Annotated in this window: 14 protein-coding genes; all 14 read left to right on the top strand. The window is 46.9% G+C overall.

What is annotated here, in order from left to right:
• Positions 1-80 precede the first annotated feature (80 nt).
• The 14 genes from BN6465_RS13635 to BN6465_RS13570 all read left to right on the top strand — a co-directional run bounded on the left by BN6465_RS13635 (position 81) and on the right by BN6465_RS13570 (position 14,342).
• Positions 81-374, top strand: a complete 294-nt coding sequence (locus BN6465_RS13635; protein WP_066736196.1) for a helix-turn-helix domain-containing protein — start codon at positions 81-83, stop codon at positions 372-374.
• Between the two features lie 318 nt (positions 375-692).
• Entirely contained in the window at positions 693-1,301 is a 609-nt protein-coding gene (locus BN6465_RS13630; protein ID WP_066736193.1) for a helix-turn-helix domain-containing protein, read from the top strand.
• A gap of 38 nt (positions 1,302-1,339) precedes the next feature.
• Complete coding sequence (locus BN6465_RS13625; RefSeq protein ID WP_066736191.1) at positions 1,340-2,377, top strand: hypothetical protein; 1,038 nt, start codon at positions 1,340-1,342, stop codon at positions 2,375-2,377.
• Positions 2,378-2,542: 165 nt separating this feature from the next.
• A complete protein-coding gene (locus tag BN6465_RS13620; RefSeq protein WP_066736190.1) occupies positions 2,543-3,745 on the top strand; it encodes an ABC transporter permease family protein in 1,203 nt (400 codons plus the stop codon).
• Positions 3,746-3,757: 12 nt separating this feature from the next.
• Entirely contained in the window at positions 3,758-4,450 is a 693-nt protein-coding gene (locus BN6465_RS13615) for an ABC transporter ATP-binding protein (RefSeq protein ID WP_066736188.1), read from the top strand.
• A complete protein-coding gene (locus tag BN6465_RS13610; RefSeq protein WP_066736186.1) occupies positions 4,447-6,342 on the top strand; it encodes an FtsX-like permease family protein in 1,896 nt (631 codons plus the stop codon). Before BN6465_RS13615 ends, BN6465_RS13610 begins: the two co-directional genes overlap by 4 nt.
• 47 nt (positions 6,343-6,389) lie before the next feature.
• Positions 6,390-6,941: a sigma-70 family RNA polymerase sigma factor gene (locus BN6465_RS13605; protein ID WP_066736181.1), complete on the top strand. Its 552-nt coding sequence runs from the start codon at positions 6,390-6,392 to the stop codon at positions 6,939-6,941.
• A gap of 1 nt (position 6,942) precedes the next feature.
• On the top strand, positions 6,943-8,100 hold the full coding sequence (locus BN6465_RS13600) for a hypothetical protein (RefSeq protein WP_066736180.1): 1,158 nt from the start codon (positions 6,943-6,945) through the stop codon (positions 8,098-8,100).
• 122 nt (positions 8,101-8,222) lie between these two features.
• A complete protein-coding gene (locus tag BN6465_RS13595; RefSeq protein ID WP_066736179.1) occupies positions 8,223-8,792 on the top strand; it encodes a chromate transporter in 570 nt (189 codons plus the stop codon).
• Positions 8,789-9,370 carry a chromate transporter gene (locus BN6465_RS13590; RefSeq protein ID WP_066736178.1) on the top strand — a complete coding sequence of 194 codons (582 nt, stop codon included), beginning with the start codon at positions 8,789-8,791 and terminating at the stop codon, positions 9,368-9,370. The genes BN6465_RS13595 and BN6465_RS13590 overlap by 4 nt, the downstream gene beginning before the upstream one ends.
• Positions 9,371-9,448: 78 nt before the next feature.
• Positions 9,449-10,435 (top strand): ornithine cyclodeaminase family protein, encoded by a 987-nt coding sequence (locus tag BN6465_RS13585; protein WP_066736176.1) that lies wholly within the window; start codon positions 9,449-9,451, stop codon positions 10,433-10,435.
• Positions 10,436-10,448: 13 nt separating this feature from the next.
• On the top strand, positions 10,449-12,092 hold the full coding sequence (gene ilvD, locus BN6465_RS13580; protein ID WP_066736174.1) for a dihydroxy-acid dehydratase: 1,644 nt from the start codon (positions 10,449-10,451) through the stop codon (positions 12,090-12,092).
• 128 nt (positions 12,093-12,220) lie between these two features.
• Positions 12,221-13,027 carry a TrmB family transcriptional regulator gene (locus BN6465_RS13575; RefSeq protein ID WP_066736172.1) on the top strand — a complete coding sequence of 269 codons (807 nt, stop codon included), beginning with the start codon at positions 12,221-12,223 and terminating at the stop codon, positions 13,025-13,027.
• Between the two features lies 1 nt (position 13,028).
• Positions 13,029-14,342 (top strand): Na+/H+ antiporter NhaC family protein, encoded by a 1,314-nt coding sequence (locus tag BN6465_RS13570; protein ID WP_066736170.1) that lies wholly within the window; start codon positions 13,029-13,031, stop codon positions 14,340-14,342.
• Positions 14,343-14,349: the final 7 nt, after the last annotated feature.

The following is a 14,349-nucleotide window of genomic DNA, read 5'->3' as shown; positions in this document are numbered from 1 at the left end:
TGGGTGAGGGTATTTATGAAATCAGAGCAAAGCAAGGAACTGATAAAATACCGTTTGGATTATGAGAGGAGATATATAGAATGAATGAATACGGTCAATTCAAGCAAACGTTGTTACAGGATCCAGAAGTGAAAGCAGAGTATGATGCTCTCGAACCGGAATTTGATATTATCCGGACTATGATTAAGGCGAGGAAGGAACAGAATATCACGCAAAAGGAATTATCGGAAAGAACCGGGATTACACAGGCGGATATCAGCCGAATTGAGAACGGAAGCAGGAATCCTAGTCTGGATATGATGAAGCGGCTGGCAAAAGGATTGGGCATGAGATTGAAGTTAGAATTTGTGCCAGAATCTAAAAAAAGGCCGTAATACGCAGTATACGCTATTTATATCGTAGTTTAACAAATATGTTTATTTATCATAGTAATTTATAAGACAGGAATCTCAATCCAGATTATTATCTGGTTGAGATTCCTGTCTTTTTTTAATATATAAAGTCTAAAAATATCTAATTATGTAGAAAAATGTCTTGATTTACATGTAAAAAACATGTGAAATCAGTAAAAAATCATTTCGTGCCAAATATTGATGATATATACTTGAAATAGTATTTGCTTATGATATAATTCTACATATATGTCTAAAGAAAATAGGCAAATATGCATATAGCATAAGGGGAAATGTAGAATGTATACAGACATTAATGTTTCAGAACAAATAAAAAAGATATGCAAAAAACGGGGAATTACGATATCTGGTCTGGAGAGAGAACTTGGATGGAGTAACGGAGTCATAGGCAGATGGGCGAAAGTAAGTCCGTCTATTGATAAGATTTTCACTGTGGCAAGCCAGCTGGAAGTGAGCTTGGATGAGTTATTGGGGACTGTCAGGGCCGCTGAGGATTCCAACCTGGAAGAGAAGGGCATATTTGAAAAGATATATGACATTACGGAGAATAAGCAACTAATATGGAAACAGATAGCTCCTGAGGAAAAGATACAATTTGAAAAAGCGGCGGTAAGTTTTAGATGCGGGAGCGGCCAGATATGTAAAGCGTACAAGGCTGATTGGGGGAGCGGTACGATATTACTGACTGTTTTCTATGAGGAAGACGGCGGAAATATAAATAATCTTGAAATGCATTTATATTTGCTGGTTGAAGGAGGAGATGCAGAGGAAGAAAATGGACGGCAGGATTTCCTTTGCAGAACGTTGAAATATGTGGATGCCGTGCTCTTTAAAAAGTGGAACAGCACAAGAGTGAAGGAATTTAAAAGAGAATTGCTTGGGTTATAGATGAGGGTATGTGAAAGATATGGGTGGAGGTAGTAGCAATGCGCAGAAAGAAGAAAGGGGGACAATCGGGTAAACTTACGAGACAGGATTATAAAAGACGCATTGTTACAGGAATTATTTCCGTCTTTGTTATGTTGTGTATTGCGGCTTCTACGTTTTATATAAAAGACACAAAAGCTGTGGAGTTCATAAAATGGGCAGCCGGTGCGCCGATTGCGGTATCGGGAACGATAATATTGGTAAAAATTAAGACATTGTTGAAGTGCAGTAAATTCAGTGACGTATTCAGGATTCTTATTTCTTCTTTTTGTCTGTGGACGGCAGTTTTGATGTTGCTAAACGGGAGCTTGGTAATGGGGGCAGCGGCATGGAATGTCATGCATGCGGAAGCAAATGAAGAAGATAAGAAAAAACAAGAAAGGGAAGATGAAGATAAAGCACAAATGGTCACTCCGAAAAGAAATGATAATGATTTTGTGTGGGAAGACGATGTTTTTATAGAGGATATATCAAAATATTATGATGGAACTATAAATGAGGAAGAGGAAGACAAGTATATATTAGAGCTTCTGAAGGAATATTTTGAAAATCAGGATGAGGATGGCATGTATAACAGAACGTATGAAGATGAGACCGCACTTGCGAATCAGTATTATAAACAATATCTTCATGCCGTAGATGAGGGGTATGCTTTGGCGGTTCAGCATAATGCTTTATATCAATCTAAGGTTAAGCGGAAAGAGGCGAACATTTCAAGTAAGGTAGCTGCAAATTTAAAAGATTTAGGCAACACGGAGGTTGAACTTGGAGAGTTAGAAAAGAACATGGGAAATGAGAATTGGCAGAATCAATATGTGGATGCGTTGGGACATTATATAAAAGGATTGAAATGCTCTATTCGGGAAGTGGAATTGGGGTGGTACGACACGAAGAAAGAAATGAGTGACGATTTGTGGGAGCATATAGTTTCAACTTACGAAGAAATAGATGATTTCACTACAACGGATGGAACGATAGAAGAAAGGGCTAAAAAGATAGTTGGAATTTTAAAAAATGTTGAAGGATTTATGTTTTGAGCAATGTGGTAAAGCAGAGGAGAAAGTGCTATGGAGTGAAGGGTGCTTTCTCTTCTGCTTTTTGCTTCCGGCTTAAAATAAATCTAAATTTTTAAACTTTTGGATAGAAATCCCCTTTGAATTTCGTAATAACGGATAAGAGTGATGTTTGGAGGGGGGAGTGTCATGTTTTATGTGAGGTCAGCGTTTGCGAACATATGGCGTTATAGGCATAAAAGTGTTTTAAATATTCTGATTTGTATTTTGACAGTACTGCTTTTGAATTTGTATTTGGGCAATTTGTCAAAAAGCCGAGAACAGCTTGAGAGCCTTCCGGAGAAGATACCGGTGGAAGCGACGATTACCAATCTTCAGGGGGGAAGGGAATCGGGTATCTTTATCAAAGAGGCATATTATGAGGGGGTAATGAAAGCTAAGGAGGTAAAGGAGCCGAGGTTTACATTATCTGTCATCGGCGGGATGAATGGGGCGGAGTGCTCTGTACTTGCCGCAAATACATGGAAAGCGATTACGGGAATCCATGATAGGATGCTGCACTTTAGCGCCGGGGATGCGGAGTCATTTTTTTCATCCGACGCCAAGGAATGTCTTGTGAGGACAGATTTTATGGAGGAGCATCAGTTAAAGGCTGGAGACAAGATTACATTAGATTTGCAGTATTTTGAATTGGTGGACCACGTTGATATTTATGCGCGTCCTTTGGAGCGCGTGGACTTAACAATAACAGGGACGCTGGAGGAAGAGGCGGCGGGAGGTTCAGAGGAGGCTGCCCTGCCGCAGGTAGTCGTGCCAATGGAAACGCTGAGGGAAAGTTATCACAATCAAGGTGTAAAGTTTTATGTAGATTCGGGTAGGTTCCATGTAAAAAATCCGCTGAAATTAAATGATTTCAAAGAGGAGATGAAAGAAATCGGTTTTATGGAAGTAGTTTCACAGGCACAGCCGGCGCTGGAAGGACATGCGCTCGTCGTGAGGGATGAGACGTTCATCAAAGCATCGGGAAGCTTGGAAGAGGGATACCGTGCCATGAAAAATTTCCTGCCGGTCACCTGTATTGTTCTGGCAGGCACGGGCTTTATCACTGCCTATCTGCTGACGAATGGGCGCAGGCAGGAATATGCGACAATGAGGTCTCTCGGTGTGGCGAAGCGGGCTTGTACAGGAATCTATCTGCTGGAGCAGGGTGTCTCTGAGCTTGTGGGGGGAATGCTGGGCACTGCACTGTCTGTATGGATCGTCAGGATGAAGTTCCTATGGTCGGCCATTGGATTTACGGCATTTTTCTTCTGTTTTCTGGCAGGTACCTTCGTGGCGGTTATCATGCTGGGAAGGACGAGTGTAATAGAAGTGCTGGCAAAGGCAGATTAGGGGGTGGAAGTGATGTGTATATTGAAAGTAGAACATGTAAGTTATTCTTATAGAACAAAGTATCAGACGATTGAAGCGGTGAAGGACGTTTCCTGCGAATTTGAAGCGGGAAATCTGTATGCCATAACAGGGGAGTCGGGCAGCGGGAAAAGTACGTTGCTGTCGCTGCTGGCTGGCCTTGATCTGCCCTTGAACGGGAGAATTCTTGTAAAGGGGGAGGATATGGCGGAGATCGACCGGGACAAATACCGGAGAGAGCAGGCTTCGGTCGTCTATCAGGCTTTTCATCTATTTCCCCTTTTAAACACGGTGGAGAATATCATGTTTCCCATGGAGCTAAAGGGCATTCCCAAGAAACAGGCAGAGGAAAAAGCAAAGCAATTGATAGCGGAAGTGGGCCTTGCTGAACAGAGCTATAGGCAATTTCCTCAGATGATGAGCGGCGGTGAACAACAGAGAGTCGCTATAGCAAGGGCTTTTGCTGCGGGAGGGCAGATTATTCTGGCAGACGAGCCGACCGGAAATCTGGATTCGGAGAATGAAGAGAATATTGTGAAACTGCTGCGGGAATCTGCCCATGAGCGTGGATATGCGGTGATTGTCATTACCCACAATCCGGAGGTGGCAGCGCAGGCAGACGTGATACTTACCATGCGTGACGGACGCCTGATTGGAAATACCGCACAGGAGGTGGGAGTGTCATGAAAAACAGTATCAGACAGTTATGGCGGACACCGGTAAAAGCGGTATTGTTTTTCCTCCTGATCGGGGGTGCGGCGTTTCTTTTGACAATGGGGGCAAATCTATTCTATGTGAGCTCCAAGACAAGGGAAGCGGCTGAGGGAGCGTTCTCTACTATCGGAACAGTGGAGCAGAAGGTGTCCAGCACATCCATGGAAAAATATTGGGATCCGGCGACACAGGATTATGCATATTATTCTAATAAGATGTATGACGCTCCGATATCGGACGAGGTTTTAGACTTAGAAGGAATCCCGTATGTACACAAGCCAAAGCAGCGCCCTTTTTATGGCGCGTTCAAGGAAGGATATGTGGTGAGGGATACCCACAGCGAAGTAGATGAGTCATGGCTGGGAATAGGCGGCGATTCCGTCATTGTAGAAGTCGAGCCGTTCGAAGACTGTGTTCCCGACCATCCGGTAAAGCTGCATTTTAAGAAGACTCTCTATGGTAAAATAACGGACCGTATGCTGAACCGGATTTGGTTCTGGGATTATACGAATCCGGAGCCCCAGCCGCTGTATGCGGGTAAAACGTATATTATGGCGTTATTTAATAATGTTAGTCTGGAATATCAGGGAGTGCTTGACAAAGATAAATATCCGGATGTAAGCGCTGTGTGGACGCCGTGGATTGACATCAAGGGATATCAATACACAAAGGAAGGGATAGAGATTGACGATTCTCAACATGAAAATCAGTTTTACAGTGAGGTCACAGACGGATTTTATGAGACGGCGGAAGGAAAACGCTGGCTTAACATGATTGAGGGGTTTCGGATAGCTGACTATAGTATCCCGGTTATTCCTACAGACGCCACGAATCTGTTGATGTACTTTTATAATCAGGATGCAGGCATCGTCGAGGGAAGGGATATAACTGACGAGGAATATAGGGAAGGAAAAAGAGTATGTCTGGTGCAGGAAGAATTCGCGGCCAGTAATCATCTGGAAATTGGAGACAAACTGGAGCTGCCTTTATATTATGCCGACTATTCAGCGAGTGCCAGCTTCAGTTATCCCATGTGGTCCACGCAGACGGCAGCCGCTAAGCTGATCAATGCGGAAGGGGAATTGTACGCGCCGTTCTGGGATGAAGAATATGAAGTGGCCGGCATTTATAAAGTGTATGCCGGAACGGACACTTACACCGGACATGAGGCGGCCAAAAACGGCGTGATTATCCCCGCAGCATCCGTGACGGAGAGCGATGAGGATAATATTCTGGGCTATGGGCCCATGAAAGATTACAATACCGTTTTTCAGCTTGAAAACGGCAGGATAGATGCTTTCTGGGATGTTTGGAACAAGCAGGGAAGCAGCCAGTTGAAAATCACTTTTTATGATAAAGGGTACTCTGCGCTGGAACAGAGTTTTCAGAATACCCGTAAAATGTCAGCAATCCTTTTGAGTGCGGGCATAGGAACTACGATATTGATTTTATTGTTTTTTTGCCACATGTTCATCGCAAAACAGAAGCTCCGCACTGCGGTGGAGCGTTCACTTGGCATGACAAAGAAGCAGTGCAGGACGTCACTCCTAAGCGGCATGCTGGTGACTGCGGCGATTGGGTGTGCCGTGGGCGCGGGTGCCGGTTCGCTGCTTACCGGCACAGTTGCTAGAAGTTTAGAAAAAAGTACCACATACTCTTCGTTGTACAGTACAGGAAAAGCTGTAATAGAGGAAATAGCGTCTTCTCCGGAGGTCCTGACAGGCGGATTGGCGCGGTTTGCCATACCGGTGTCTGCCGCCGCAGCGGTTCTTGCCATGGCATGGCTGACTGCGTATATTATGGTCAGCGGAAATTTAAGAGAAGAGCCGATGGAACTGCTTGCAAAGATGAGGCATGACATTTAAGATAAAAATACAAGGTGATGGGGCATTTTTGAACGGAGGCGGGGAAGATGCGGATCAACAAAGAAAATTATATTACACAGCTCCGCAGGCATAACGAAAAAGCGCTGGAGTTCGTGCTGGAGGAATATGGCGGGCTGCTGCTCTCAATTATCCGTAAGCACCTCTTCTGCCTGCCGGGCCTTCAGGAAGAATGCATGAATGATGTGCTGTTTAAGATATGGAAACACATTGGCCAGTTTGATGAAAACAGAAGCTCCTTTAAAAACTGGATTGCCGGAATAGCCAGATATCAGGCGATTGACTATTTGAGGAAACATATAAGGGATTTGGAGCAGATGAATCTGGACGACATAGAAGCAGGAAAAGAGGATGAACAGCTCGTGAAGCTCATGGAGGAGGAAATATCCGAGGAAGTGGAGTCTATTTTATCCTGCCTGAATCAGGAAGACAGAGGTATTTTTTTAAAACTGTTTTATGAAGAGAAAGATGTGGAAGAAATCAGCCAAGAGCTGGGGCTTAAGAAGGAAATCATCTATAACCGGGTCTCCCGGGGGAAACGGAAGATTCAGATTTGGAATGAAAAGGGGGAGGAGCATTGATATGAAGAAGAATATTTATATGTTACTGAACGATGTATCCACTGACACCGCCTCCTATCCGGACACAAAATTGACAGAGGCTGAGTTACATAGATACCGGCAGAATCTGAAAAAAAGAATGGGAAATAAACGCAGGAAGATTGTTTGTACAGCGCTGGCATTGGCTGCATGTGCCGCGCTTGCCATAACGCTTGTGTACTTTCGGCCGATGGCGCAGAGGATGAGGGCGTCGACAAGTACGGTGACCTATTCTCTCAGCGCCATGCTGGGGGTCTCGGGTGAACTGGAGGAGCAGGTGCTCCATATCGGCGAGATACAGAGGCTTCAAGATCTTTCGGTGACACTCAATACAGTGGCGGCGGATGACGAAGAACTTGTAATCTATACAACACAGGTGTTTGATGATGCGGGAAAAGTCCCCAGACTTTCTATGGCAAGCTGGGGAAGAGCATATAACGATGAATTCAAGGAGACAGGTTCTAATTTAGCAGTCCCGGTGAAGACGGGAACTTCGGAGCGCCCCCAGTATAAGGAATGGCAGTATGAAGATGACTGTATTCCGGTGCAAAGGGTTTGGATTAACGGCGAAGAACTAAAGTGTGATGTGACGGGGGAGGGGACTGCCACTCAAAAAGGAGTCATTCAGGATGTGGCGCGATATAATTTTCCGGTCTCTGATCTGACATTTCCGGCAGAAGTGAAGGTGGAGGTCTATCGGGATATCAAGCAGGAGCATCCGGGAGCGGTATTTGAATTTGTTCTGGAGGAGGATATGATAATTCCCAATGAAAAGGATATACAGATGGATACGCTGCTGGAGCTTCCCGACGGGGAGACGCTTACTATCAAACGCTTTACTTATAATTCGTTAGGCATGAAAATATTTGCAGAATATAAGAAAACTTGGCGCCATCTTGAGGAGGACGGCTGGCGGATCGCGCTCAGGAGCCGGGAGGTAAACGGTCATACGGAATTCTTTGAAGAATATCCAATATCTGATAAAGAAGTCGTTTTTATTCCTCTGACCGGGAACATGCTTGCGGAGGTCGGAACTTTTGATAAGTGGGAACTGGAGGCAGCTGTTTACAAACGTGTCGATGGGCAGGAAGGGCCGTCCAGAGAAAAATTAGATACGGTTGTCACGATTCCGCTTAAATAAATGAGCTGTTGGTAGGCCCGGCGGGAAAGAACTGAGAATTCTTTCCTTCCGGGCCATAATTGTTTGGAGGGATTGCATTCCAAATCAAGGCATACTATACTGAAAAACAGGAGGTAGCGCCGATGAAGGATAAAAAGCATATACTATGGAAATTATTTGTATCTACACTCTATCTCAGTACATTCACTTTTGGCGGGGGATATGTGATTGTAACACTGATGAAAAATAAATTTGTGGATGAGCTCGGCTGGATAGAGGAAAAAGAGATGTTGGACATGGTGGCGATTGCCCAGTCTTCACCGGGACCCATTGCGGTGAACGGGGCGATTGTCATCGGATATAAACTGTGCGGAATCATAGGGGCCGGAGCGGCCGTACTGGGCGCTGTGATTCCGCCTTTTGTAATACTTACACTGATATCCGGCGTTTACGAAGTTATGAAGGATAATCAGATTGTCAGCGCCATGCTCTTGGGGATGCAGTCCGGTGTGGCGGCAGTAATCGCCTCGGTAGTCTACGATATGGGCAAAGCAGAGCTAAAGAGTAAGAGCGTACTTTCCTGCCTGATTATGCTGGGCGCGTTTCTGGCTAATTATGTCTGGAATGTCAATGTAGTCTATATTATTTTGCTGTGCGCGGCGCTTGGCGTTATCCGCACTCTTTGGACCGGACGGAAGGAGGGGCGCAAATGATCTATCTGCAATTATTTTTAAGTTTCCTGCAAATCGGTGCTTTCAGTTTTGGCGGCGGTTATGCCGCTATGCCTTTGATTCAGCAGCAGGTCGTAGGACTGCATCATTGGATGACGGTGGGCGAATTCACGGATTTGATTACGATTTCGCAGATGACTCCGGGGCCCATTGCCATTAATGCCGCCACTTTTGTGGGGACGCAGATTGCGGGACTTCCCGGAGCGCTTGCGGCGACGGCGGGGTGCGTGCTTCCGTCCTGCATTCTGGTTACTCTGCTGGCAAAACTTTATTTTAAGTACCGCAATTTAAAGATGATGCAGGGGGTCTTAGGAAGCCTGAGACCGGCTGTAGTATCTATGATAGCGACGGCGGGCCTGTCCATTCTTATAGCGGCAGTGTGGATATCGGGTACGCCGTCTTTGGGATTCGACGGAGTAAGGATACGCTCGGCAGTCTACTTTGCCGCAGGCTTTCTCTTACTTAGAAAGACGAAGCTTAATCCGGTATGGGTGATGGTGCTCTGCGGCGCTGTGGAAGTACTGTTTCAGTTTATCCTAAAAGCAGCCGGGCAGTTGTAAGAAAAGTCTTGATTTTTCAATGGGCAGATGCTATATTAGTTACCAAAGGGGTATACGCATATCGAAGGAGGATGAATCATGCTGTTACTATCAAGGAAAGATATAAAGCAAGTTATAACAATGAAGGAGACAATCGAGGTTGTGAAGGAAGCGTTCCGGTTGTTCTCTGAGGGAAAGAGCGACGCGCCTATCCGTACGAATATTCAGGCGCCTGCACATGACGGTGCATTTCTATTTATGCCGTCTTATGTTGCAGAATTGGATATGGCGGCGATGAAGGTGGTCAATATTTTCCCGAAGAACATTGATAAGGGACTTCCAACTACGATGTCACAGATGATGCTCATAGACGGGACAGACGGAAGCGTATGTTCCATATTGGACGGGGCATATGTGACCCAGCTTCGCACCGGCGCCGCGACGGGGGCGGCATTCGATCTACTGGCAAAAAAGGAATGTAAGAAAGGTGCTCTGATTGGAACGGGAGGACAGGCGGCTACCCAGCTTGAGGCTATGATGGTGGCACGCAGTCTGGAGTCGGTGAAGGTGTTCGATTTGAACCGGGAACGTCTGGAGGCCTTTGTGGCTCAGATGAACGAAGAACTGAAAGCGTATGGGACAAAGGTTCTTGCCGCAGACAGCTCTGATGATGCGGTGGAGGAGGCGGATCTCCTTGTCTGTGTGACACCGTCTACAAGACCGGTATTCGACGGGACGAAGGTGAAAGCAGGGGCAACGGTGAGCTGTGTCGGTTCTTATCAGCCGCATATGCAGGAGATGAGCCCGGCTGTTCTTGAGCGGGCATCCAAGATATATTTTGACTCCGAAGAGGCGGTTCTCTCCGAGGCGGGGGATATCCTGATACCTCTGGCGGACGGCACGATTACCAAGGAAGATTTTACCGGGGATTTGGGCGATGTGATTCTTGGAAAAGTCGGCGCAAGAGAGAATGACGAAGAGATTATCGTATTCAAGACGGTAGGAATCGGAACACAGGATCTGCTGACGGCGAAGGCGATATATGAGAAAGCAGACGCGGCGGGCGTCGGAACAAAGTGGAATTAGGAGGATTGGAATTATGGAATCATACTGGAACGGACCGGAAGCGGCTCATCGCCGTGTTATGATGAAAGCAGCAGGCTACTCAGACGAAGATATCAAGAAGAAGCCGCATATCGGCGTGCCCAATTCCTTTATGGAAGGGTCGCCCGGAAGCGCGCATCTGAGACAGATAGCAGAGGCTGTGAAGCAGGGAATATGGGAAGCAGGCGGTGTGCCGGTGGAATTCGGAATTCCTGCGACCTGTGGAAATATCGCAAATGGTGCGGAAGAATTAAAATACGAACAGGTGGGCAGGGATATCGTGGCTATGTCTGTAGAATTTGTCACGAAAGTACATAATTTTGACGGGCTTGTGATGGTCGCGTCCTGTGACAATATTATTGCAGGATGCTATCTGGCGGCGGCAAGGCTTGATATTCCTTCTATGGTCGTGACCGGCGGCTCTATGCAGCCGGGGCATCACTGCGGTAAGGCCGTGGTGGAGGCAGACCTTGATGTTGCCCGTTTCTCCGGTGCGGGAGATGCTTATCTGGACGAGCTGGAAGAGTGTGTCTGCCCATCCTTTGGCGCCTGCCCATCCATGGGGACGGCCAACACGATGCAGATGCTGGGCGAGGTATTTAATCTCGTCATGCCGGGGACTGCCACAGTGCCCGCATCGGACAATAAAAAGCTGAGACAGGCAAGAGCCGCAGGGAAATATGCGGTGGAATTGGTGAAATCAGGAAGAAAGCCCTCTGATTTGATTACGAAAGAAGTACTCTTGAATTCTATTATGTTTGATATGGCTGTGGCAGGTTCTACCAATGCGGTACTCCACATCTTAACAATGGCATATGAATTAGGGATTGATATTACGTTAAAAGATTTTGAAAAATACGCAGAAGAAATTCCGTGTATCAATGCGGTCATCCCAAGCGGGCCGTATACGGTGGTAGACTTCCATTATGCGGGAGGGGTACCGAATGTACTGAAGATGCTGGAAGACAAGCTGTTCACCGATGTGCCGATGATGACAGGCATTAAGCTGGGAGACTATCTGGGCAAATTGACAGCACGGCCCAACGAGGTCATCCATTCACTGGAAAAACCGCTGTTCCATGAGCCGGGACTGCGTGTGCTGAGAGGAAATCTGGCGCCTAACGGAGCCATTGTCAGACCGACAGGAGTGCCGGAGAGCGTGAAAGTCATGCGGGGTAAAGCCAAGGTGTTTGACGGGGACAGAGCTGCCTTTGAGGCAATAGAATCAGGCAATATCGTGCCGGGTGATATTATCGTTATCCGCTATGAAGGCTGTAAGGGTGCGCCGGGAATGAAGGAACTGATGCTCAGCATCGACGCACTGATTGGACTTGGACTTCACACTAGCGTGGGATTGATTACAGACGCAAGATTTTCCGGATTTAACTTCGGAGCGATTGTGGGACATGTTTCCCCGGAAGCTTACGATGGAGGCCCTATCGCACTGGTGGAAGAGGGCGATGAGATTATTCTGGATACAGTTAAGGGAGAAGCCACACTGTGCGTAGCGGAAGAAGAACTGGAAGAACGCCGCAAAAACTGGGTGTGCCCGCCGCTGAAAGAGCAGAAAGGGTGCCTGACCCTCTTTGCGAAGAACTGCCGTCCGGCAGAAGAAGGCGGAGCGATGCAGCCGTGGTAGTGCGGTCTTGAGAATGACAATATGATATGACTTTAGGATAGAAAAGCCGTGGGTGAGGGGTTGCCCATGGCTTTTCCGGTTTTCCCATGCTATAATGAACAGAAATAAAAATGAGGAGAAGAAGGAAGATGTCTGAGTACATTATTAATTTGCTGAATAAAGCAGGCCTTACGGATGCGGAGGGGAAGGTGTATCTTGCTCTGTTGAAAAACGGAAGCTGTTCCGGTTATGAGGCCAGCAAGCTTGCGGGAGTGCCCCGTTCTAAGATTTATAATATTCTTGAGAATCTTACCACGAAGGGATTTGTGCTTTTTACGGAGGGGGACTCCGGTAATCGGTATGCGCCGGTTCCTATAAAAGAAGTGTCTGTCCGTATCCAGCATGAGACGGAGGAGAATTTAAAAGAGCTGGACAAGGAATTGGAGGGCTATGAAGCCAAAACGGATTTGGATTATATCTGGCATATACGGGAATATAACAATGTGTTTGCCAAGTGCAGGGAGATTATCAGGAAGACAAAAAAAGAGCTTCTTGTCCAGATATGGGAGGAAGATTTAGAGCAGATAAGAGAGGAACTGACGGAACTTGAAGGGCGCGGGGGGCGTCTCGGGCTGGTATATTTTAGTGAAAATGACAGAACTCTGCCATTTAAAAAGTACTGCCGGCATGGTATGTTAAAAGATAAAAAGGAAGAGATGGGGGGCAGGTTCGTCACCCTTGTGTCGGATGATACAGAGGTCGTCTTCGGACAGATCGTGGAGGAACATACGGCTGAAGTTATCTGGACGAAGTCAAAACCTATGATAGCGATGGCGGCCGAGTGCGTGCGGCATGACTTCTACTTCTATAAGAGTGCGGGTATCTTTAAGGAAGAGATGCAGAAAGAACTGGGAAGCGACTTCAGCGGTGTCAGACATATTTTCGAGGAGGAGTAGGATGGGAAAGGATAGAGAGAAAGGAAGGGCGGCTGCGCTGCTTCCGATAGGAGTGTTTTTGGTTATATTTTTGGGCGCGGGAATCGTGACAGGGGATTTTTATGCGATGCCGGCAATCGTGGCGTTTTTGATAGCGCTTTTGACTGCGTTTCTACAGAACAGAGAGGTTTCTTTTGACGAGAAGATAAAGATTATCGCGAAAGGGACCGGGGATGACAACATTATTACTATGTGTCTCATTTTCCTGTGTGCCGGCGGATTTTCCGGCGCGGTAACGGCGGCGGGAGGCGCAGAGAGTACCGTGAATCTAGGACTGTCCATTTTACCGTCCAATATCGCTGTAGTGGGACTGTTTATTATCGGCTGTTTTATTTCGGTGTCCATGGGTACTTCTGTCGGCACGATAGCGGCGTTGTCACCTATAGCAGTACAGATCAGCGAGAAGAGCGGATATGCCATGGCAGTCTGTGTGGGGGCGGTGGTCTGCGGCGCCATGTTTGGGGACAACCTTTCCATGATATCGGACACTACCATCGCTGCAGTGAAGACACAGGGCTGTGAGATGAGAGACAAATTCAGGGAGAACTTTTTGATTGTGCTCCCGGCAGCGATTCTCACCATTGTGCTGCTGCTCTTTGTTACCCGGGGCGGAAGTTATCAGATTACGGAGGCGCTTCCTTATAATATATGGAAGGTAGTACCTTATATTCTCGTATTGATCGGCGCATTAGCCGGTATCAATGTATTTGTAGTGCTGATTGGCGGGACCGTCGTTTCGCTTATTGTCGGGGTAGCTGCCGGAAGCTTGTCCGTAAGCCAAATCTTCCTCGCGGTAGGCGGAGGAGTGGTGAACGGAGAAAATATAGGCGGCGTGACAGGGATGTATGACATTACTGTGATTTCTATTGTAGTGGCCTGTATCGTATCTCTGGTGAAAGAATACGGCGGAATTCAGTTTATTCTCAATCTGATCCGCAGCAAAATCAAGGGGCCAAGGGGAGCGCAGGCAGGTATCGCAGGGTTGTCCCTGCTGGTGGACTGCTGCACGGCGAACAACACGGTGGCTATTGTGATGGCCGGCCCTATCGCGAAGGAGATAAGCAGTGAATTCGGGATTTCTAAGCGGAGGACAGCCTCACTTCTGGACATATTTACATCGGTAGGGCAGGGAGTGATACCTTACGGGGCGCAGCTTCTGGCGGCGGCATCGCTGTCCGGCCTTACGCCCTTTGCAGTCATGCCCTATCTGTATTATCCTTTCCTGATGGGGGCCAGTGCATTATTATTTATAATTTTCCGGAAGGAAAAGGCGTAATGTCTGT

Origin of the sequence: Bariatricus massiliensis (assembly GCF_900086725.1) — a bacterium.
GTDB lineage: Bacteria > Bacillota > Clostridia > Lachnospirales > Lachnospiraceae > Allocoprococcus > Allocoprococcus massiliensis.
This window is presented reverse-complemented; position numbering and strand designations above follow the sequence as displayed.

Bases quoted from the DNA above. Each gene is read 5' to 3' on its own strand.
- BN6465_RS13635 (WP_066736196.1), top strand. From the start codon at position 81: ATGAATGAATACGGTCAATTCAAGCAAACGTTGTTACAGGATCCAGAA.
- BN6465_RS13630 (WP_066736193.1), top strand. From the start codon at position 693: ATGTATACAGACATTAATGTTTCAGAACAAATAAAAAAGATATGCAAA.
- BN6465_RS13625 (WP_066736191.1), top strand. From the start codon at position 1,340: ATGCGCAGAAAGAAGAAAGGGGGACAATCGGGTAAACTTACGAGACAG.
- BN6465_RS13620 (WP_066736190.1), top strand. From the start codon at position 2,543: ATGTTTTATGTGAGGTCAGCGTTTGCGAACATATGGCGTTATAGGCAT.
- BN6465_RS13615 (WP_066736188.1), top strand. From the start codon at position 3,758: ATGTGTATATTGAAAGTAGAACATGTAAGTTATTCTTATAGAACAAAG.
- BN6465_RS13610 (WP_066736186.1), top strand. From the start codon at position 4,447: ATGAAAAACAGTATCAGACAGTTATGGCGGACACCGGTAAAAGCGGTA.
- BN6465_RS13605 (WP_066736181.1), top strand. From the start codon at position 6,390: ATGCGGATCAACAAAGAAAATTATATTACACAGCTCCGCAGGCATAAC.
- BN6465_RS13600 (WP_066736180.1), top strand. From the start codon at position 6,943: ATGAAGAAGAATATTTATATGTTACTGAACGATGTATCCACTGACACC.
- BN6465_RS13595 (WP_066736179.1), top strand. From the start codon at position 8,223: ATGAAGGATAAAAAGCATATACTATGGAAATTATTTGTATCTACACTC.
- BN6465_RS13590 (WP_066736178.1), top strand. From the start codon at position 8,789: ATGATCTATCTGCAATTATTTTTAAGTTTCCTGCAAATCGGTGCTTTC.
- BN6465_RS13585 (WP_066736176.1), top strand. From the start codon at position 9,449: ATGCTGTTACTATCAAGGAAAGATATAAAGCAAGTTATAACAATGAAG.
- ilvD (WP_066736174.1), top strand. From the start codon at position 10,449: ATGGAATCATACTGGAACGGACCGGAAGCGGCTCATCGCCGTGTTATG.
- BN6465_RS13575 (WP_066736172.1), top strand. From the start codon at position 12,221: ATGTCTGAGTACATTATTAATTTGCTGAATAAAGCAGGCCTTACGGAT.
- BN6465_RS13570 (WP_066736170.1), top strand. From the start codon at position 13,029: ATGGGAAAGGATAGAGAGAAAGGAAGGGCGGCTGCGCTGCTTCCGATA.